The 19,353-nt window shown below is 67.9% G+C and carries 18 protein-coding genes; 8 read left to right on the forward strand and 10 right to left on the reverse strand.

Features of this window, described 5'->3' with window-relative positions; genetic code table 11:
- Nucleotides 1-152 precede the first annotated feature (152 nt).
- Complete coding sequence (locus AC4EEO_RS17795) at nt 153-1,670, reverse strand: D-alanyl-D-alanine carboxypeptidase/D-alanyl-D-alanine-endopeptidase (protein ID WP_491339398.1); 1,518 nt, start codon at nt 1,668-1,670, stop codon at nt 153-155.
- Between the two features lie 154 nt (nt 1,671-1,824).
- On the opposite strand from AC4EEO_RS17795, the gene AC4EEO_RS17800 reads away from it, so the two are divergent.
- From AC4EEO_RS17800 to AC4EEO_RS17810, 3 genes are all read left to right on the forward strand, one after another.
- Entirely contained in the window at nt 1,825-2,313 is a 489-nt protein-coding gene (locus AC4EEO_RS17800; RefSeq protein WP_018762663.1) for an inorganic diphosphatase, read from the forward strand.
- Nucleotides 2,314-2,456: 143 nt separating this feature from the next.
- Nucleotides 2,457-3,800 carry a carboxylesterase family protein gene (locus tag AC4EEO_RS17805; protein ID WP_491339399.1) on the forward strand — a complete coding sequence of 448 codons (1,344 nt, stop codon included), beginning with the start codon at nt 2,457-2,459 and terminating at the stop codon, nt 3,798-3,800.
- A gap of 7 nt (nt 3,801-3,807) precedes the next feature.
- Nucleotides 3,808-4,581 carry a DUF429 domain-containing protein gene (locus AC4EEO_RS17810; protein WP_491339400.1) on the forward strand — a complete coding sequence of 258 codons (774 nt, stop codon included), beginning with the start codon at nt 3,808-3,810 and terminating at the stop codon, nt 4,579-4,581.
- Here AC4EEO_RS17810 and AC4EEO_RS17815 read toward each other — a convergent pair.
- Entirely contained in the window at nt 4,578-7,004 is a 2,427-nt protein-coding gene (locus AC4EEO_RS17815) for a phosphoketolase family protein (RefSeq protein ID WP_491339401.1), read from the reverse strand. The genes AC4EEO_RS17810 and AC4EEO_RS17815 overlap by 4 nt on opposite strands.
- Nucleotides 7,005-7,171: 167 nt before the next feature.
- On the opposite strand from AC4EEO_RS17815, the gene AC4EEO_RS17820 reads away from it, so the two are divergent.
- On the forward strand, nt 7,172-7,771 hold the full coding sequence (locus tag AC4EEO_RS17820) for a hypothetical protein (protein ID WP_018762667.1): 600 nt from the start codon (nt 7,172-7,174) through the stop codon (nt 7,769-7,771).
- 53 nt (nt 7,772-7,824) lie between these two features.
- Here AC4EEO_RS17820 and AC4EEO_RS17825 read toward each other — a convergent pair whose 3' ends face one another.
- The 4 genes from AC4EEO_RS17825 to serS all read right to left on the reverse strand — a co-directional run bounded on the left by AC4EEO_RS17825 (nt 7,825) and on the right by serS (nt 11,985).
- Nucleotides 7,825-8,409 carry a histidine phosphatase family protein gene (locus tag AC4EEO_RS17825; protein WP_491329091.1) on the reverse strand — a complete coding sequence of 195 codons (585 nt, stop codon included), beginning with the start codon at nt 8,407-8,409 and terminating at the stop codon, nt 7,825-7,827.
- 60 nt (nt 8,410-8,469) lie between these two features.
- Entirely contained in the window at nt 8,470-9,354 is an 885-nt protein-coding gene (locus AC4EEO_RS17830; protein WP_018762669.1) for an HAD family hydrolase, read from the reverse strand.
- A 203-nt stretch (nt 9,355-9,557) separates the two neighbouring features.
- Complete coding sequence (locus AC4EEO_RS17835) at nt 9,558-10,562, reverse strand: type IV toxin-antitoxin system AbiEi family antitoxin domain-containing protein (RefSeq protein ID WP_285318754.1); 1,005 nt, start codon at nt 10,560-10,562, stop codon at nt 9,558-9,560.
- 142 nt (nt 10,563-10,704) lie between these two features.
- Nucleotides 10,705-11,985: a serine--tRNA ligase gene (gene serS, locus AC4EEO_RS17840; protein WP_491339402.1), complete on the reverse strand. Its 1,281-nt coding sequence runs from the start codon at nt 11,983-11,985 to the stop codon at nt 10,705-10,707.
- Between the two features lie 88 nt (nt 11,986-12,073).
- Here serS and AC4EEO_RS17845 point away from each other — a divergent pair, with 88 nt between their 5' ends.
- Nucleotides 12,074-13,162: a diacylglycerol/lipid kinase family protein gene (locus AC4EEO_RS17845; RefSeq protein ID WP_133831319.1), complete on the forward strand. Its 1,089-nt coding sequence runs from the start codon at nt 12,074-12,076 to the stop codon at nt 13,160-13,162.
- Nucleotides 13,163-13,226: 64 nt separating this feature from the next.
- On the opposite strand, the gene AC4EEO_RS17850 is transcribed toward AC4EEO_RS17845, so the two are convergent.
- The 3 genes from AC4EEO_RS17850 to AC4EEO_RS17860 all read right to left on the reverse strand — a co-directional run bounded on the left by AC4EEO_RS17850 (nt 13,227) and on the right by AC4EEO_RS17860 (nt 14,835).
- Nucleotides 13,227-13,433, reverse strand: coding sequence for a hypothetical protein (locus AC4EEO_RS17850; protein WP_018762673.1), 207 nt, complete (start codon nt 13,431-13,433; stop codon nt 13,227-13,229).
- 95 nt (nt 13,434-13,528) lie between these two features.
- Nucleotides 13,529-14,509, reverse strand: a complete 981-nt coding sequence (gene pheA, locus AC4EEO_RS17855; RefSeq protein ID WP_491339403.1) for a prephenate dehydratase — start codon at nt 14,507-14,509, stop codon at nt 13,529-13,531.
- On the reverse strand, nt 14,509-14,835 hold the full coding sequence (locus AC4EEO_RS17860; RefSeq protein WP_018762675.1) for a rhodanese-like domain-containing protein: 327 nt from the start codon (nt 14,833-14,835) through the stop codon (nt 14,509-14,511). The genes pheA and AC4EEO_RS17860 overlap by 1 nt, the downstream gene beginning before the upstream one ends.
- Nucleotides 14,836-15,049: 214 nt before the next feature.
- Between AC4EEO_RS17860 and AC4EEO_RS17865 the strand changes: the two genes are divergently transcribed.
- From AC4EEO_RS17865 to AC4EEO_RS17875, 3 genes are all read left to right on the forward strand, one after another.
- Nucleotides 15,050-16,456: an amidase gene (locus tag AC4EEO_RS17865; protein WP_491339404.1), complete on the forward strand. Its 1,407-nt coding sequence runs from the start codon at nt 15,050-15,052 to the stop codon at nt 16,454-16,456.
- 136 nt (nt 16,457-16,592) lie between these two features.
- On the forward strand, nt 16,593-16,820 hold the full coding sequence (locus AC4EEO_RS17870) for a hypothetical protein (protein ID WP_109044078.1): 228 nt from the start codon (nt 16,593-16,595) through the stop codon (nt 16,818-16,820).
- A 473-nt stretch (nt 16,821-17,293) separates the two neighbouring features.
- Nucleotides 17,294-17,764, forward strand: coding sequence for a LapA family protein (locus AC4EEO_RS17875; protein ID WP_285318759.1), 471 nt, complete (start codon nt 17,294-17,296; stop codon nt 17,762-17,764).
- Between the two features lie 62 nt (nt 17,765-17,826).
- Here the strand turns inward: AC4EEO_RS17875 and AC4EEO_RS17880 are convergent, their stop codons facing one another.
- Complete coding sequence (locus AC4EEO_RS17880; RefSeq protein ID WP_491339405.1) at nt 17,827-19,353, reverse strand: carboxyl transferase domain-containing protein; 1,527 nt, start codon at nt 19,351-19,353, stop codon at nt 17,827-17,829.

Raw genomic sequence — 19,353 nt, forward strand, 5'->3', positions numbered from 1 at the left:
CGTTGGGGTACAGGCCAAGAACCCTCAGAAGGAGGCCGCCATGATCCCCTACCGCCCCATCCCTCCCCTGGCCGCAGGCCCGCGCAAGGGCTGGGCGACGGTGCTCGCCGCCGTCGTCATGGCCGCATTGCTGGGCGTGCAGCCGCAGTAGGTCAGCGGCAGCCGCACCCGGCCAGCACCGTGGCCGCACGGTCCAGCGCCTGCTTGTTCCCTGCCGCCCCCGGCGTGAGCCCGTTGCCGATGAACGAGAACACCAGGAGCCGGCCGTCCGCGTCCACCACGTAGCCGCTCAGGGCCAGGACGGTGTTCAAGGTCCCGGTCTTGGCGCGCACCAGGCCTGCCCCGCCCGCCGTGCCGGCATCCCCGTACCGGGTGTCCAGGGTGCCGGACAGGCCGCCCACCGGAAAGCCGTCCAAGGCACCGCGAAGCCTGGCATCGGCACCGGTGGTCATGGCCCTGACCACGTCCGTGAACTGGCGGGCCGATACCTGGTTGCCCAGGGCCAGCCCGCACACGTCCGCCAGTTTGATGGTGTCCGTGGCGACTCCGGCGGCCCCCGCCTCGGCAACGACCGCTGCCGTTGCGCCGTCATTGCTGCCGGACCGGCCGGTGGCCAGCGCCGCCATCCGGCCCATGGTCTCGGCCAGGTAGTTGTCCGATACCTGCAGCATCAGGTCCACCTGCTCGGCCACGGTGGCCGATTCAACCTCTCCCAGCAGGACGGGCTGCGCCTGCACGGCGGCGCCTGCCGCCGCGGCCGTGCCGGGTGCGCGTTCGACGCCGGCCGCGACGGTCAGGCCCGCTCCGGCACCTGCAGCGCGGAGCCGCGCAGCGAATTCACCGGCCGCGGCCATGGCTGCGTCCTGCGGCCGTGGGCCTGTGGTGACCGCAGGATCGAAGCGCGCGGAGTTGAGGGCGAGTGGGTAGAGCGGGGCAATTTCGCCGGCTTCCACGTCGCCCGCCAGCCAGGCCGGGTTCAGCGCCGGACCGGTGAAGAGCGAGTCATCCAGCAGCACTGTGATTTCCCCGGTGGTGCCGGCAGCCCGCAAGGCATCCACGGCCTGCGCCGCAAGGGTGGCCAGGCCGGCGTGGCCCAGGGTTTGTTCGGGCCGCGAATCCCCGGCCCCCAGCAGGACGTCGCCGCCACCTACCAGCACTACCTGCCCGGGAGCGGGACCGCGCAGCACCTTGGTGGCGAAGCGGTGGTCCGGCCCCAGGGTCCGCAGCGCGGCTGCCGACGTCAGCAGCTTGAGGTTGGACGCCGGCACCCGGCCTTCCGAACCGCCCCGGTCAAAAAGGACCTGGCCGGTGGACGCGTCCTGCACCATGCCCGTGAAGGTGCCGCCGCCGTCGGTGGTCAACAGCGGATCCACTTGGGCCGCCACCGCCGAGGGCGCGGGCACCGGCGCGGACTGCTGGAGCGGGGCAAGGACTTGCGGGGCGGACACCGTGGCGGGGAGCTGCTGCCAGGCCGGAACCGGCGCGGCCGGGACAGTCGCTCCGGGGGCGACGAATCCCGGTGCCACCAGCAGGGCCGCCGGAACGGCCAGGACCAACAGCAGCAAGACCACCAGCACCGGGGGGATGGCCGCCCGCAGGGCCTGGCCCAGGCCTGCGGGGCCCAGGGAACGCCGGCCACGCCGGGATTCCGTGCCGGTTGTGTTGCTCATGCTGGTGCTGGTCCTCAAGTCCTGAAATTTCCCCACAAGTTCCTGATTCCAGGGCCTCTCGCTATATCCTCAATAATAGTCGGCGGTACCGACACTCTCTTTTGTGGGCCGTCAAGTGTGCCGCGCACCCCCTGTAATTGCCGAGGAGCATTCCATGAAGCATGACGTGACCATCGAGATCCCCAAGGGATCACGCGTCAAGTACGAAGTTGACCACGAGACCGGCCGCGTCCGCCTGGACCGCGTCCTCTTCACCTCCATGCAGTACCCCACCCACTACGGGTACTTCGAAAACACCCTCGGCGAGGACGGCGACCCGCTGGACGCGCTGGTGCTGCTGCAGGACTTCGACCTGCACCCCGGCGTCATCGTCGAATCCCGCCCCATCGGCGTCTTCAACATGACCGACGACGGCGGCGGAGACGCCAAGATCCTGTGCGTCCCGGTGGATGCCCGCTTTGACCACATCCAGGAAGTCAGCGACGTCAACGAGTTCCTGATCAAGGAAATCGAGCACTTCTTCACCCGCTACAAGGACCTGGAGCCCGGCAAGTGGGTCAAGGCCGAGGGCTGGGGCGACCGTGCCGCCGCCGAAGCCGAATTGGAAGCCTCCATCAAGCGCTACGTGCCCACCGGCCACTAATTCCTGCGGCGGCCCGCCTGGGCGCGGCCTTCGCCACAAGTCCCCGCATCTCGGACTATTCCCCGCATCACGCGAGGGGGAATTGTCCGTGAGGCGGGGATTTCTGTTGTCCGGCCACTGGAAATCTGTGGAATCGTGGACCTGTGCCTACCGAGCCGACGCTTAACTCCACGTTGTTGTTCAATCCGCCCTGCGGCCCCGTCACCGGCTGGCGGGACGGCGATGTCCTTCGTGCCACCGGAATCCCGTACGCCCGGGCCCCACGTTTCCAAGCCCCGGCACCGGTCGCGGACTGGACCAGCGACTATGCCGCCACGGCGTTGGCCCCGGCCTGCCCGCAAGGCCCGGTCCCGTTCCTCGACGACGTCCTGGGCACCACCTACGGGGAGCTCCCGGGCAGCGAGGACTGCCAGAACCTCTCCATCACCATGCCCGGCGACCTCCAGCCGGGGGAACGGCTGCCCGTCATGGTGTGGATCCATGGAGGTTCCTACACCACCGGATCCGGAGACCTGACCATCTTCGATCCCGCCAGGCTGGTGTCCGAAAACCGCGTGGTGGTGGTAACCGTGACCTACCGCCTGGGCCTGTTTGGGTTCCTGGCCACGCCGGCCGGGCGTCCAGGCAACCTGGGTCTCCTGGACCAGCTGGAAGCCTTCCGCTGGGTACAGCGGAACATCGGGGCGTTCGGCGGCGACCCGGGCCGGGTGACCGCCTTCGGCCAGTCCGCCGGCGGCGACGCGATCGCCCACCTCATGGCCACGCCGGACGCGCCCGGGCTCTTCCAGCGTGCCATCATCCAAAGCGCACCGCTGGGCATTGCCCTGGGACGCGCCCGGATGAACCATGCCATGGGCATCGCCGCCGAAACGGTGACCGAGGAAACGCCGGCCATGGAGGTGGTGGAACGCGAGGCACAGGTCGCCCAGGTGGCGCGGAAGTTCGGGATGCTCGCGGCCATGCCGTTTGGAACGCAGTACGGCCACGATCCGCTCCCGGAGGAGGATGCCATCGAGGCGGCCTGGGACCGGACCGCCCCCGCGATTGACGTGCTGATCGGGCACACAACCGAGGAAGCCCGGTTGTTCCTCCCCCGCAGCCCGTGGCTCATGCGGTTGGCCGCCGTTCCGTTGGTGGGTGCCACTGCCGTCCGCGCCATCGACTGGGTGGTCACCGAAACCGTGTACGGCCGGGCCACCCGCCGCTTTGCCCGCCGGCACGCGAAGGCAGGCGGCCGCGCGCACCGGTACGTCCTGGACTGGCACGCCCCCGGCAACATTTTCGGCGCAGCCCACACCATCGACCTGCCCCTGCTGCTCGGCACCCGGAAGACCTGGGACGGTGTGGGCCTGATCAACGGTGCCCGGTGGGAGGACGTGGACTCTACCGGCCGTTCAGTGCGGGCCCTGTGGGCCGGCTTTGCCCGGGGCGATGACCTGGGCGAAGCCGGAGCCGTTGACGGGGCGCTGTGCTACAGGCGCGTCTGATCCCGGCATGAAGACCCTCGGCGTGGACCTCGCGGCGGCCACCAAGAAGACCGCGGTGGCGGTCATTGAGTGGGGCGCAGGCAGCACGGGCAGCGGGGCCGCCCGGCTCACCCACCTGGCCTTGGACGTGGACGACCAGCACATCGTGGAGCTGTTCGGCAGCACCGACATGACCGGCGTCGACTGCCCCGTAGGCTGGCCCGATGCCCTGATCCCGTTCCTCACCGGCCATCTCAACAACATCGCGGCCCCCGTCCTTGAACACGACGGAATCGCCGGCCGCCGGCTGCTCGCGTACCGGGACACAGACCGCTTCGTCACGCGTGAAACCGGGCTGATCCCGCTCAGCGTCTCTGCGGACCGGCTGGCCCACCCTGCCATGCGCTGCGCGGTCATCCAGGCAAAGATCGCCCAACTCCACGGCCCGCAGCCAAGGGACGGTTCCGGCCGCCTGGCCGAGGTGTATCCGGCGGCATCCCTGAAGATCTGGGGCCTCAACGGCCGCGGCTACAAGGGCCGCGGCGTCCCGGAAGCCGAGCGTCTGGCCCTCCTGCTGGCCGCCCTCGAGGAACAGGCGCCGTGGCTGGACCTGGCCGGGCACCGCGACAGCCTGGCAGGCTCGGACGACCTCTTCGACGCCGTCATCGCCTCCCTGACCGCCCGCGCCGCCGCCCGGCGTCGTACCCTCCTGCCGGACAGCACCCACGCAGCGGCCGCCCGCACCGAAGGCTGGATCCACCTTCCGGACTCCCGCCTCGACGAACTCCCGGACAGCTCCTAGCCGCCCAGGGTCCAGTTCCGGATTTCCGCCGGGTCCTCGCCATGCGTGCGGGTGTGCTCGCGGGCCCGGTTGCGCCGGTCCTGCAGGTCCTGGCGCAATAAGGCATGCTTCCCCGCCAGGCCGGGGACACGGTCGATCGCGTCGATGGCCAGGGTGAAGCGGTCAATGCCGTTGAGCATGGCCATGTCGAACGGCGTGGTGGTGGTGCCCTCTTCCTTGTACCCGTGCACGTGCAGGCCCTGCTGGTTGGTGCGGCGGTACGCGAGCCGGTGGATCAGCGCCGGATAGCCGTGGTAGGCGAAAATGACCGGCTTGTCCGCGGTGAAGATCCCGTCGAAGTCGTGCGCGGGGAGGCCGTGGGGATGCTCGCTGTCATCCTGCAGCCGCATCAGGTCCACCACGTTCACCACCCGTACCTTGAGCCCGGGAGCGCCGTCCCGGAGCAGTTCCGCGGCGGCCACGGTCTCTACGGTGGGGACATCACCGGCGCAGGCCAGGACGACGTCGGGCTCCTCACCTGGCACCTCGGACCCCGCGAACGTCCAGATGCCCAGGCCGCGCCGGCAATGGTTGGCGGCGTCCGCCGGACCCAGCCAGGTGGGTGACGGTTGCTTGCCGCTGACCACGATGTTCACGTAGTCCGTGGAGGCCAGGCAGTGCTCCATGACGGAGAGCAGGGTATTGGTGTCCGGCGGCAGGTAGACCCGGATGACCTCTGCCTTCTTGTTCACCGCGTGGTCGATGAACCCTGGATCCTGGTGCGAGAAGCCATTGTGGTCCTGCTGCCAGACGTGCGAGGACAGCAGGTAGTTCAGGGAGGCCACCGGCCGGCGCCATGGCAGCCCGCGGGAAACCTTCAGCCATTTGGCGTGCTGGTTGAACATGGAATCGACAATGTGGACGAAGGCCTCGTAGCAGTTGAAGACCCCGTGCCGGCCGGTCAGGAGATATCCTTCCAGCCAGCCCTGGCACAGGTGCTCGCTCAGCACCTCCAGGACCCGGCCGGAGCGCGCAAGGTGCTCGTCGACGTCGTCGATCCTGTACTGCCACACCTTGTCGGTGGCCTCGTAGACGTTCTGCAGCCGGTTGGAGGCCGTCTCGTCCGGGCCGAACAGCCGGAAGTTCTCCATGTTCTGCGCGATGACGTCCCGCATCCAGGAGCCCAGCGTGACCATGGGGCTCACCCGTTCGGTACCCGGGTGGTGTACCTCCACGGCGTGGTCCCGGTAGGCGGGCAGCTTCAGGGCGCGCCTGAGCAGTCCGCCGTTGGCATGCGGTGTGGCGCTCATGCGGAAGTCGCCGGTGGGGGCGCCCTCGGCGACGTCGGCGCGGAGCCGGCCGCCGCCGTCGAACAGTTCCCGGGGCCGGTAGGACTGCATCCATTCCTCCAGCAGCTTCAGGTGGTCACCGTTGGTGCGGACTTCGGACAGCGGCACCTGGTGCGCCCGCCACGTGCCTTCAACCTGCAGCCCGTCCACGGTCCGCGGCCCGGTCCAGCCCTTGGGCGAGCGCAGCACGATCAGGGGCCAGCGGTGTCCGCCCTCCCCCGCCTCTTCACCGGAAGCGTCCTGCCGGTGGGCATCCTGGATGGCCTTGATGTCCGCCAGGCACCGGTCCAGGACGCCGGCGAAATCACGGTGTGCCTGTTCCGTGTTGTCCGGGTCGGCCACGGTGACGAAGTACGGTTCGTGTCCGTACCCGCGCAGCAGCTGCTCCAACTGCTGCTCAGGCATCCGGGCCAGGATGGTGGGATTGGCGATCTTGTAGCCGTTCAGGTGCAGGATGGGCAGCACCGCGCCGTCCGCTGCGGGATCCAGGAAGTTGTGGGAGTGCCAGCTGGCAGCGAGGGGCCCGGTTTCCGCCTCGCCGTCGCCAATCACGACGGCGGTCACCAGCTGCGGGTTGTCGAACACCGACCCGTACGCGTGCGCCAGGGAGTACCCGAGTTCCCCGCCTTCGCTGATGGAGCCGGGAGTTTCCGGGGCGGCATGGCTGGGGATGCCGCCGGGGTAGGAGAACTGCCGGAACAGTTCAGCAATACCGGCCTCATCGTTGCCCACGTGCGCATAGATTTCGGAGTAGGTCCCCTCCATCCAGGCATTGGCGACGACGGCGGGACCGCCATGGCCGGGACCGGCAACAAAGAGCATCTCCAGGGAGTCGCGGCGGATCACGCGGTTCAGGTGGGCGTAGACGAAGTTAAGCCCGGGCGTGGTGCCCCAGTGGCCCAGCAGCCGGGACTTGGTGTCCGCCGCCTGCAGCGGCTCCCGCAGCAACGGGTTGGAGCGCAGGTAAATCTGCCCCACGGAGAGGTAGTTGGCGGCGCGCCACCAGCGGTCCACCAGGGCCAGATCGTCTGCCGACGCCCCGGCCTGCCCCCGCCGGTCGTGCCGCATGTCGTCGTGCCCTGTATTCCCGGCCATAGCCATCCTTACATCGGGTGTGCCGCTGGGCGGCCGTTCCCCCATGGCACCAGATGAAGGGGCACGCAGGCAAGGCCCGGCGTCGTGCCCCGCGCCCATTCCAGGACTTTCACACCCCCGGCCGCGGCGGTTTCGTCATTTCTACTTCCGGGTAGTGTGTACCCAGAATGTTCACGCTGACCATCAACCAGACTGACAGCCGGCGCGACGGCGACCAGGTGCCGCAGCTGCTCAAAGCGCTGCGACATATCCCTGCGCGCCTGGATTTTGACCGGTCCGTCGAGGATGAAGTGCAGGGTGTGGTGGACTGCCCGCACCAGGCTGTGGAGGCGGCGCTGATCGCTTTGCGCAGCGGATCCTGGTACGTGGGAATCGGCGCCGGGCCGGTGGACGAGCCGCTGCCCAACCAAATCAAGGACGCCACCGGCCATGGCCTGGTCTACGCGCGCAGGGCCGTGGACCGGCTCCGCAGCAGCAAGGAGCGGATTCCGGTTGCAGTGGAGGGGCCCCTGGCCGATGTGGCCCATGACGCGGAGGCCGTGCTGCGGCTGCTCGGACACATTGTCCGGGACCGTTCCGGCGCCGAATGGCGGGTGCTGGACCTGCTGACGCCCGGGGTCCGCGGCCAGCAAAAAGCGGTGGCGCAGGAACTGGGCATCACCACCCAGGCTGTCAGCAAGGCAGTGTCCCGGGCGCAGTGGAACGAGGAACATTCCGCCCGGCCCGCGGCAGCGAGGCTGCTGGCCCTGATCCTCGAAGCGAGGTAGCAGGGCCCGCCCTGCGCTGGGGCAGGCCTGCTTAGCCCCCGTCAGGAGGCTGTTCAGGCCCCCGCGGCCGCCATCATCGGTTCACCGTTGAAATACTCCAGCTTCCACCCGTCCACAGCATGGTGGTGTGCCAGGTTCAGGGCGGCGTTGTCCACGCTGGCCAAGGTCTGGCCGATGGCACGGCTGAGGCTGACCCGCAGCAGGGTGCCGTGCGCCACCACCAGTATCCGCTGCCCACGGAATTCCTCCGCCAATGCCTCAAGCGCGGCGAGGCCACGGTCCGCCGCCTCGGCTTCGCTTTCAGCACCCTTGAACCCGCCGGGCACTCGCAGCGCTTCCAGTTCGGGGCCGGCCTGCATTCCTTCGGCCGGTCCGAAGCTGCGCTCGGTCAGCTCGGGGATGCGCCGGGCCACCGCGAGCCCCAATCCTTCGGCGATCAGGTCCGCGGTCTCGGCGGCCCGGCTCAGCGGGGAGGACACGATCACGTCCCATTCGTACGGAGCCAGGACGGCGACGGCGTTACGTGCCTGGCCGCGTCCGACGTCGTTCAGGGGGATATCGGTGGCACCCTGCAGCCGGCGTTCGGCATTCCAGTCGGTCTGGCCATGGCGGACGAGGGCGAACGTCGTAAGGGTCATGATCCTATTCTGCCTTGGTGCCCGGTGCCGGCTGGAATCCGGGCTGCCGGAGTAGGCAGGTCAGAGGAGGCTGCGCAGTACGTGGGCGGCGCCGTCGTCGAACACCGAGTGGGTGACCTCATCGGCCGCCGCAATCACTTCCTCCGGAGCCTGCCCCATGGCAACTCCGCGGCCGGCCCAGCTGAGCATCTCGATATCGTTCCGGCCATCTCCAACGGCCACGGTGCGGTGCTGCTCGATCCCGAGCCGGAGCCGAAGGTTCTCCAGGGCGCTGGCCTTGGTCACCCCTGCCGCTGCGATATCCAGCCATGCGGTCCAGCCCACCGAGTAGGTCACCCCGGCCAGTCCCACGTGATCGATGGCCTCGTTGAATTCCTCGGGCGTGTTTTCAGTACTGAACACCACCACGCGCACCGCGGTGGCCTCCAGCATGGTGTGGAAGTCGACGCCTACGGCCTCGACACCGAAGCTGGCGTCCTGGAACCGTTCCGTGGAGAGGAAGTTTCCATCGGCATCCTCCAGCGCGTACTTGGCAGAGGGGAGCCGTTCCCGGAGGGCCCTCAGGGCAGGCCCGGGGTCGAAGGTGGCTTTGTGGATGACCTCGTAGCCGTTGGCCAGTTCGGGATGGAGCCGGAGGGTCACGCCGCCGTTGCAGCAAACAGCGTAGCCGCGCTCAATACCGATCTTCTCGATGACGGGGAGGGTGGCATTCAAGGAGCGGCCGGTGGCGATCATAACCTCGTGCCCGGCCGCCACTACTGCCTGCGCCGCGTCCCGCACGCCCGGCGTCATGTGGCCGTCGTGGTCCACCAGGGTACCGTCCACGTCCAGCGCGACCATCAGCTTCTGGCCGATTCCCGAAAAGCCGTAGGTGTTGGTGTTGTCTTGGTTGTTCTCTCGCCGGTCATCGTTGCCGGCGACTGAGGTTTCAGTCAGCGTTGTCATTGAAACAGTGAAGCAGACGTCACTGACAGGCGCTAGGACGCAGGACACAGCTTTACTGAACTGTTGATTAACTGCGGGTTCCCGCACCTCGAGGCGGGTCACCGGGGTTCCGCGGTACCGCCTGTCAGAGGCTTGATCGCAGAGGACACCCTTCTAGAATCTGATTCGCGAACAAGCTTAGGGATAACCGGGGGTAGGGGCGCTCACCTGCTCCGGATGCCGGCAGCCAGGAGTTTGGCGCGTAGCCGGTCAGGATTCTGCAAGTCGGCCCAGCGCCAGCGGACGAACCCATGACCAAGTGACCGGATCCGGTCCTCACGGATCTTCTCCCGATAGACCGCCTCCTCTGCGGTGATTCCTCCGCGCAGGGCGGCCTGAACATACTTGCCTTTGCCGTCGAATTCGCCAACCACCCCCGGGTTCGGCCACCAGCAGTCAGTCCTCCCAATGAAACCCTCCCGGTCGGCAAATGTGCGCTGAAGGACGGGCTGCTCAAAGCCAAGGAACTCGAAGACTGCCCTGCTGTAGGACTCCCCTACAGATTCCGACAACGGGCTGGCAAGGGAAGCGGCGCGTTCGGCACGTGCCGCGGCGGAAGCGTGCGGAAGCGCCCGGATCCCGTCCCGGATGTCCTGAAGCGACCACAAGCTGGCATCAGCGGGCATTCGGCCAGCCTTGTGCAGCTTTCGTGCGGCTCCGTCAGCAACAACCAGCGCCTGGCTCAGGCTGCGGGTTGCCATGATGTCCAAAGTGGTCTCCACCAGCCCGAGACTGAGGAACTCGCCGTGGCGCACAGGTTCATGTACCTGCTTTAGCCGGTATTGGAGGGGGTAGGACCGCACCTCCCGCGCTTCCCGGGCGGCCTTGTCCGTGCCGAGGACCACGAACGGCGACTTCCTGATCCCGCTGCGGCCCGGCAGGCTGGTTGCCAACTCCACACATTGGGGGTCGCCCAGCGTTGGTAGGCCGATGGCCCATGCAGCCGTCTGCCCACAGAGGACCGCGCCGCTGACGGATCTCGCAATCGCCGCCGTCGACCACGCGAAGCGTTGTGCGGGCGTGGCACCGATCCAATCATTGGTCCGCACGTAGAAGCCTCGCCGGAGCCGTACGAGCTGCCCGGCCTTGAAGGCGCGGTGCAGGGCATCAGTGCCGACGCCGGTGCGGAGTATGGCGGCAGTATCAATCAGGCCAGGTGGTATCTCCATATCCCAAGGATGCGGGGCTGGAGCCTGCCGGGCGGTTCGCCCGCGGCCGTATGTGGACAGTTCTGGGCGAAACCAAAGCTTGTTCGCGCATCCGATCGGTGAAGGACTGGTTGCGCGAACAAGCTTATGAAAAGGGACGGCCCTACAGGACCGAAAGAACCTCGAGCCCGCCGAGGTACTTCTGCAGCGCCTTGGGTACGTTGACCGAGCCGTCCGCGTTCTGGTGGTGCTCCAGCAGCGCCACGATCCAGCGGGTGGTGGCCAGGGTGCCGTTCAGGGTGGCCACGGCGCGGGTGCCCTTGGCGACGCCGTCAGCGTTGACCGCGCGCTCACGGATGTTGAGGCGGCGCGCCTGGAACGTGGTGCAGTTTGAGGTGGAGGTCAGCTCGCGGTAGGCGCCCTGGGTGGGGACCCACGCTTCGCAGTCGTACTTCCGGGCCGCGGACATGCCGAGGTCGCCCGCCGCGGTGTCGATGACCCGGTACGGCAGCTCGCACTTGGCCAGCATCTCCTCTTCCCAGGCCAGCAGGCGCTGATGCTCGGCGGCGGCTTCTTCGACCGTGGTGTAAATGAACATTTCCACCTTGTTGAACTGGTGCACGCGGATGATGCCGCGGGTGTCCTTGCCGTGCGAGCCGGCCTCGCGGCGGTAGCAGGAGCTTTGCCCGGCGTAGCGGATGGGGCCCTTGGAGAAGTCCAGGATCTCGTCGGCGTGGTAGCCGGCCAGTGCCACCTCGGAGGTTCCCACCAGGTACAGGTCGTCCTCGGCGAGGCGGTAGATCTCGGCGTCGTGCTTCACATCGAAGCCGGTTCCCTGCATGGTCTCCGGACGCACCAGCGTGGGGGTGATCATGGGGATGAAGCCCGCCTCGATGGCCTGGTCCATGGCCATCTGCAGCAGCGCCATTTCCAGCCGGGCTCCAACGCCGCGGAGGAAGTAGAAGCGGGCACCGGAGACCTTGGCGCCGCGTTCCATGTCAATCGCGCCGATCAGCTCGCCGATCTCCAGGTGGTCCTTGGGCTCAAAGTCCGGGAACTCGCGCGGGGTGCCGACGGTCTTGACCACCACGTAGTCGTCCTCGCCGCCTTCGGGAACGCCGTCCTCCACCAGGTTGGGGACGGTGCGCAGCAGCTCTTCCTGCTTGGTCTGCGCGGCGTCGGCCTCGGCGGAGGCCGCCTTGACGGAGTTGGCCAGCTCCTTGACCTCTGCCAGCAGCGCCTGCTTCTCCTCGCCCTTGGCCTGCGCCACCTTTTTGCCGAAGGCGTTCTGCTCGGCGCGGAGGTTTTCGAAGCGGATCAGGGCTGCGCGGCGGGCGGCATCCGCGGAGATGATCGCGTCCACCACTGATTCGTCGGCGCCGCGGGCGCGCTGGCTGGCACGGAACTTGTCCGGGTTTTCGCTGAGGTCTTTTACGTCGATCACCAGACAAGGGTATCCAATACCGCGCGCGACGGCGGGCGGCAGGCCCCGTGCGCCGGGCCGCCGCGCGCCGGGCTACTGTTGAACCACCATGAGCGACTGGATTCTCTACCTGCTGATTGCGGTGGCCCTTGCCTTTGCCACCTCCAGCTGGTGGGGGGTCCGGCGCCTCCAGGCCCTGCACGTGCGCAGCACGGTGGCTGGCGAAGCCTACGATCCGGGCCTGGCGCAGCAGCGGGTGGCCGTTGTCCTCAATCCGATCAAGGCGCGGGCAGAGGAAGCAAAGGCCACCATCCAGCGCGCCTGCCTGGCAGCGGGCTGGGAGGAACCGGCCTTTTTCGAAACAACCGCGGACGACCCCGGCTTTTCCCAGATGCAGGCGGCATTGGCCGGGAAGCCCGACGTCGTGTTGGTGGGCGGCGGGGACGGAACGGTCCGCGTGGTGGCCGAGGCCCTCGCGCACACCGATGTTGCCATGGGTTTGATACCGCTGGGAACCGGGAACCTGCTGGCCCGGAACGTCGACCTTGACGTGAACGACCTCCACGGGAACGTTCAGACGGCGCTGTTTGGGCGGCAGCGCTACATCGACACCGCCCGGATGGCCATTGAGAACTCCCGCACCGGGCACTACTCCGAGCACGTCTTCCTGGTCATTGCCGGGATTGGCATGGACGCGGAAGTCCTGGCGGACACCAACGACGGTTTGAAGAAGGCGGTGGGCTGGCTCGCCTACACCGAGGCGGGCGTCCGGCACCTCCCGGGCCGGCGGAAAAAGGTGTCCATTTCGCTGGACGGCAGCCCGGAGCAGGTGCGGAACATCCGCAGCGTACTTTTTGCCAACTGCGGGCTGGTGCCCGGCGGCATCGACTTCATTCCGCAGGCAATGATTGACGACGGCATGCTGGACGTGGTGGTCATGAGTCCCCGCAGCGCCCTGGGCTGGCTGCTGATGTACATGAAGATCATGTTCAAGCACAGCGGGAAACTGCCGATCATGACGGTCTACAGGTCGGTCAAGGTGGTCATCAAGTGTCCCGAGCCCATGCCCACCCAAATCGATGGCGACACGTCCGGGGAAGCGACCCAACTCACCGTCCAGGTGGAACCGAAGTCATTGCTGGTAAGGGTCAAGGCACACGAGCCGGGTGGCCCGGGGCAGGCGAAAACCCGCGTCTAGGCGTGCAAGGCCCGTCAGCGGCTGGGGAAATGCCGGGCCGGCCTGACCGGCCGGCTCACGTGGATCAGGCGCCGGCGTCTTTCTTCTCCGCCTCAGCTGCTGCTTTGGCAGCGGCATGGGCCTCGGACTGTTCACGGATCATTGCCTGTTCCTCTTCGAAACGCAGGCGGTCCGCGCGGTCAGCATCGTCGCCGTCCCAGTCCTGGTTGTCTGCGGCAGGCTTGGGGTTGACGATCATCCCCTGGCCGTCATTGTCAGTGGTGCTGGTCATGACCCGCTCCCTTCATTAGGGGCCATACCCCGTGTGGATCAAGCAAGCATACGCATTGTGCACACCCCGCGGAAGTAGTCCGAAAGGCAATTTGCCTACGCTGTGGGCGAAGATCCGGAACCGCTTTCACCTGCGGTGGATGCCGCGTCAAGTATGGATCCGACCCACCCCCGGGCCGCCGAAAAGGCGGCATCGGAAGTATGCGCCGCCACGGCCGTGGCCTGCCTGTCCGCCCGGGCATACGAACCCAGGAAACGGGTCCCGGGGCTGATCCGGTGCAGTCCCGCCAAGGCATCCGCAACACGTGCCTCGCCGGCGTGGCCATCCGCGTCGATGCTGAAGAAGTAGTGGCCCAGGTACTGCCCGGTGGGACGCGATTCGATCCGGCTGAGGTTGACGCCGCGGCTGGCAAACTGGTCGAGGATCTCCATCAGCGCACCCGGACGGTCCTCCGGCAGCGGGACAACAAGCGTGGTCTTGTCCGCGCCGGTGCGTTCCGGAAGGACACCCGGACGGCTCACCAGGATGAAGCGCGTCACGGCGCCCGGATTGTCACCAATGTTTTCCGCCAAGACCTGCAGGCCCGGATGCGCTTGCGCTACGAGCGGCGCACAGATGGCGGCATCGTAATGGCAGTCACCGTCCAGCAGTCCCATGGCCGCGGCCGCGGTTGAAGACCCCGGAACATATTCCGCACGGGGCATGTTGTTTTCCATCCACATCCGGCACTGGGCCCACGCGTGGCCATGGGTGGACACGTGCCGTACGTCCTCCCTGCGCACGCCAGGCCGGGTCACCAGGACGAAGCTGATGGGTACCAGGACCTCGCGGATGATCCGCAGCTCTTGGCCGCTCGCTATCGCGTCGAGGGTGGCGGTGACGCCGCCTTCGACCGAATTTTCAATCGGAACCATGGCAGCGTCGGCAGAACCGCTGCGCACTTGGTCCAGGGCGGCATTGACGTTCGACGCCGGCACCCGGACTGCTTCTTGCGCACCGGGTACCTGCAACAGGGCAGCCTCGGTGAACGTGCCCTCGGGTCCGAGGAACGCGTAGGTGGGGGGACTGCCGTGCACTACAGCACCAGCGGCTTGAGTCCGTTGTCGGAGACCAAGGGTTTGCCCGATTCGAGCCACTGGTCCATCCCGCCGGAGACGTTGATGGCGGTGTACCCCTGGCCCGTGAGCCACTGGGCAACACGGAACGACCTTCCGCCGGTCCGGCAGATGACATACACGTCCTCATCCGGATCAAGTTCGCCCAGCCGGGCCGGGATCTGGTCCATGGGGATGTGGAGTGCACCGTCGGCATGCCCGGCGACCCACTCGTAGTCCTCCCGGACGTCCAGGATGACGGCATCAGCCGGGATGTCGTGGACGGGCACGGTATCAAAATCGCTCATCGGAGTCCTGTCGTGGCGGATCAGAGTCACGTTAAAGCCTAGTCCTTCGACCACGGGTGGTGCGGAAACCGGCAAGCTAGGCTGGTGGCTCCCGAGGAGGTTTCCATGTCCCGTCAGCAGCCTGCCCGTCCGGCGCCAATACAGTCGCGCCCCGGCCGGGACGTCGGCGGGGATGCCGGACCGTCCACGGCCAAGGAGCCGGAGGGCCGGGTCCTTGGCTGAACTTCACGAACTGCCCGCGCTGGACCTGCGGAACCTCCTCCGCGCCGGGACGGTGTCCGCTGCTGAGGCCACCACACATTTCCTGGCGCGGATCAGTCGGCAGAACCCGTTGCTGGGGGCCTTCATCACCGTTACCGCGGACCAGGCCATGGAACGGGCCCGGGCGGCTGATGACCTCTACTCCCGCACCGGTACCGACGACCTCCCCCTGCTGCACGGCATGCCGCTGGGCTTCAAGGACCTCACCGATGTGGCGGGCGTGGTTACCACCCACGGAAGCGCCGCCGTCGAGCATAAACCGGCTCCCGCGGACGCTCCCCTGGTGGCACTCCTCACGGAGGCCGGCGCGGTTTCCCTGGGCAAGACCCAAGTACCCGAGTTCGGCCTGACGGCCTACAGCGAAAACCGCATCGCGCCGCCGTCGCGCAATCCTTACGCACCCAGCAGGAGTTCGGGCGGGTCCTCCGGCGGCAGCGCTGCCGCCGTGGCGGCGGGCTTGCTGCCCTTCGCGCCAGGGACCGACGGCGGTGGTTCAGTCAGGATTCCGGCAGCCGCCTGCGGCCTGGTGGGGCTGAAGCCGGGCCGTGGCCTGGTGGCTGCCGGGGAAAGCAGCGGTGACCCGGCCCGGCTGGTGGTCCCGGGCCCCCTTGCCCGGACCGCCAAGGATGCCGCCCTGATGCTGGACGCCATGGCCCCGGGGAACGAATACCTCGCGGGCATAGGCCAGGAGCCGCCACCGTTGAGGATCGGCGTCACGCTGGAGAGCCCTTGGTCCGGCACCTTCCCCTTCAGTATCGAACCCGAAGCACTCGATGCCCTCCGGGCAGGCGAAAGGCTCCTGGAACACGCCGGCCATACCCTGGCCGAAGCTGCCGTGCGGTACGACAACCGCTATCCCGATGCCTTCACCACCGCCTGGACGGCAGGAGTGGGTTCTGCACGGATCAGCCCCTCCCGCGAAGCGCTGCTGGCGCCGTTGACCCGGACCTTCCGGCGTCGGGCCCAACAACGCAGCCCGGCGAAGCTCGCCGAAGCCCTGGCGTTCCTGCGGCAGTTCCAGCACGACACCGTCGCGCAGTATGGCCAGTGGGACCTGATGATGATGCCCGCGCTGGCGCAGACACCCCGCCCCGTGGGCTGGTTCACCGGAACAGGCCACGGCGGCGGACGCTGGCCGGCCGTGCAATGGCCAGGAGATGCGGACGGCGACTACCGGAAGCAGTGCGAATATGCGCCGTGGTCCTCGATGGTGAACGTATGCGGATTGCCGGCCATAGCGCTCCCTGTCCACTGGACCGGTGGATCCGCCGGAAGCGGACTCCCAATGGGCGTCCAACTGGTGGGTCCCATGGGCTCGGAAGCCCTCCTGCTGCAGGTGGCGCATCAACTGGGCCTCTAGGCGCCGCGGCGGTGTGGTGTTGTTGACCTGAACCTAACGCCCGCTTAACCCGGCGGTAACCCCGGCGGCGCAGACTGGAAAAACCACCTTTCGCACCCTCCGTACGCCTTTCCGCCCAATGAGGAGCTGCACCACCATGAATGCTGAACAGCACGCCACCGGCGCCGGCCCCACAGGAACTGCTGACGACGGGCGGCCGGACCTGAGCAACTCCAACGTCAGGGAGGACCTGGCCATGGCCGGCCGCTGCGGCCTGGTGCACCTGCCGACGGGCCGGGCCTGCCTCCTTCCGCTGCGCCACGGCGGCCCCTGCGAGTTCCACCGCCCGCAGGAGGCGCAGGACGTGGTGACCGGCGGCCGCTGACAGGCGCCGGCCACCACGGTATCGACTCCGGCAACAAACAGGAGGACCATTAAAGGGCAGTCACCATGAGGAGGTCTGTGATGTGCTATTCATCAAGCAAGGACTTCGGGTGGGACGCCAGGAAAGAAACCAGGCGCCGGCCTGAAGAGCGGCCTGAGACCCACGAAACTCCGAAGCCGGCCAAGGCACCGGAATTCACGTTCTGGGCCTTTCCGAAGTGGCGCAGGTCGCCTGTGCCGGGGACTCCCTCCGCCGAACGGAGCAAGGAAAGGGTCTGACGCCCGGCCCTACACGGCCCGGGGCAGTAGTCCAAGGAGGGGTTCCCGTCGGGGCCCCTCCTTCCCCAGGGCTCCCAATCCAGCCTGCCTTTCATGCAGCAGTAGACGCGCGCGGCGCGCTCGTTGTGCTGCGGCAACCCAGGCGTCTATGGTTGCACCATAAGCATGCTTAGCATTCTGCGAAAGGACACGGGCATGAGCGAAGGACAGTACACGCCGGGACCGAACAGCCAGCCGGACCCGGACGTCAGCGTCACGCCGTCGGCCGCGGACCGGGCGGCAGGCGGCCGGGACGCAACCTACGGTGGCGCGCCGTCCTACGCCCCGGATGCCCCGGATACACCCGCGGTTCCAGCACCATCAGCGGGCACGGAAAAAGCCGCAGCGGGTGGCCGCACACCCGAAAGCAAAGTTACCCGCGCCGGCGTCATCTGGGCTGGCGTTGTCGCCTCACTGATCCTGTTGATCCTGCTGATCATCTTCATCCTGCAGAACCAGGAACAGGCCATGGTGCAGTTCCTGGGTTTTGAGGGGTCTGTCCCGCTGGGCATGGCACTCTTCATTGCCGCCGTCACCGGCGGGGTCCTGGTGGCTGTGGCAGGTGGGGCGCGCATCCTGCAACTGCGCGCCACAGCCCACCGCGCCAAGGTCCGTCAACGCCGCTAGGGCAAGCGACGGCCGGAGCCGCCGGAGCGAATCCGCCGGCGGCTCCCCGGCCGTGCGTTGCGTCAGTTGCCGCCCAGGTTCCGGTACTTCCGGAACCGCGCCCCCACCAGCCCGGCCACGGGGATGTCGGCAACGGATGCGAGTTCGTATTCGATGGCACGGGCCATCCGGGCACAGAATTCGCGCGGCTCCAGGGACGCGTCGTCGCGCTCGTCCACAATGTGGTCCACCAGTCCGTTCGCATACAGCGCCGCCACATTGACGCCCTGCGCCTGTGCCATCCCGGGCGCGAAGGCCGTGGTGCGGTGCACGATCGCACTGGCGCCCTCGGGCGGCAGCGGCGACAGCCAGCTGTGCTGCGCGGCGATGGTCCTGTCCGCGGGCAGCAGTGCCAGCGCCCCTCCCCCGGCACCCTGGCCAAGCAGCACCGAGACGGACGGCGATTCCAGGCCGATCAGTTCGTACAAAGAGCGTGCGATCTCGCCGGCGAGGCCGCCTTCTTCCGCCTCCTGGGAGAGCGCGGCGCCTGCGGTGTCGATGACAGTGAGCAGGGGGAGCCGCAGTTCTTCGGCCAGCTTCATGCCGCGGCGCGCTTCCCGCAATGACCCGGGCCCCATACCGGCGGCGTCCTTGCGCAGCGGGCGGGCATGGCCGAGCACAATGCAGGACCGGCTGCCGAACCGGGCCAGCGCCAGCAGCAACCCGGGGTCCTTTTCCCCCTGCCCCGTCCCGTTCAGCGGCAGGGCGTCGCTGGCGCCGAACTTGAGGAGCTGGCGCAGGTCCGGCCGCCGCGGCCGGCGCGAAATCCCGATCGACGTCCAGGCGTCCACGGGGGCCGGCCGCACGGCCAAAGTGGCCGGTGCGGCGGGCCGGACCACCGTCCCTGACGCCGCCTCCCGCCGGGGCGCCAGGATGTCCAGCGCCCGGGCCACCAGTTCCGCGAGCTCTTCGGGCTTCACGACGCCGTCGATGAGCCCCTTGTTGAACAGGTTTTCCGCCACCTGCACGTTGTCCGGGAAGGACTCCCCATGCAGTGCTTCGAACACCCGGGGGCCCAGGAATCCCAGCAGGGCGCCCGGTTCGGCAACATTGATGTGGCCCAGCGACCCCCAGGATGCCATCACGCCGCCGGTGGTGGGGTGCCGGAGGTAGACCAGGTAGGGCAGGCCGGCCTGGCGGTGCGCCCGGACGGCTCCGGTGATTTTGACCATGGACAGGAACGCCGGCGTCCCCTCCTGCATCCGGGTTCCCCCGGAGGCCGGGCCCGCCAGCAGCGGCAGTCCCTCCGAGGTGGCCCGTTCGACGGCGGCAACGATCCGCTGTGCCGCGGCGTGGCCGATGGAGCCGGCGAGGAAGGAAAACTCGCTGACGATCAGCGCCACCCGGCGCCCCCGGATCAGCCCGGTGCCGGTGAGCACCGATTCGTCGGCTCCGCTGCGTTCGCGGGCTTTGGCCAGGTCACGGGCATACTCTTCGGACAGCGCCGGCTGGTGCGGCGGCATATCCCAGGAGACAAACGAATCCTGGTCCACCACGGCGTCGATCAGTTCGGCGGCGCGCAGGTGCCGCACTTTTTCGGTGGTTGGCAT

The organism is Pseudarthrobacter sp. MOO13 (assembly GCF_058267655.1).

Coding starts and splice junctions, on each gene's coding strand:
- AC4EEO_RS17795 (WP_491339398.1), bottom strand. CDS start 1,670: ATGAGCAACACAACCGGCACGGAATCCCGGCGTGGCCGGCGTTCCCTG.
- AC4EEO_RS17800 (WP_018762663.1), top strand. CDS start 1,825: ATGAAGCATGACGTGACCATCGAGATCCCCAAGGGATCACGCGTCAAG.
- AC4EEO_RS17810 (WP_491339400.1), top strand. CDS start 3,808: ATGAAGACCCTCGGCGTGGACCTCGCGGCGGCCACCAAGAAGACCGCG.
- AC4EEO_RS17815 (WP_491339401.1), bottom strand. CDS start 7,004: ATGGCCGGGAATACAGGGCACGACGACATGCGGCACGACCGGCGGGGG.
- AC4EEO_RS17820 (WP_018762667.1), top strand. CDS start 7,172: ATGTTCACGCTGACCATCAACCAGACTGACAGCCGGCGCGACGGCGAC.
- AC4EEO_RS17825 (WP_491329091.1), bottom strand. CDS start 8,409: ATGACCCTTACGACGTTCGCCCTCGTCCGCCATGGCCAGACCGACTGG.
- AC4EEO_RS17830 (WP_018762669.1), bottom strand. CDS start 9,354: ATGACAACGCTGACTGAAACCTCAGTCGCCGGCAACGATGACCGGCGA.
- AC4EEO_RS17835 (WP_285318754.1), bottom strand. CDS start 10,562: ATGGAGATACCACCTGGCCTGATTGATACTGCCGCCATACTCCGCACC.
- AC4EEO_RS17845 (WP_133831319.1), top strand. CDS start 12,074: ATGAGCGACTGGATTCTCTACCTGCTGATTGCGGTGGCCCTTGCCTTT.
- AC4EEO_RS17850 (WP_018762673.1), bottom strand. CDS start 13,433: ATGACCAGCACCACTGACAATGACGGCCAGGGGATGATCGTCAACCCC.
- AC4EEO_RS17860 (WP_018762675.1), bottom strand. CDS start 14,835: ATGAGCGATTTTGATACCGTGCCCGTCCACGACATCCCGGCTGATGCC.
- AC4EEO_RS17870 (WP_109044078.1), top strand. CDS start 16,593: ATGAATGCTGAACAGCACGCCACCGGCGCCGGCCCCACAGGAACTGCT.
- AC4EEO_RS17875 (WP_285318759.1), top strand. CDS start 17,294: ATGAGCGAAGGACAGTACACGCCGGGACCGAACAGCCAGCCGGACCCG.
- AC4EEO_RS17880 (WP_491339405.1), bottom strand. CDS start 19,353: ATGCCAACCACCGAAAAAGTGCGGCACCTGCGCGCCGCCGAACTGATC.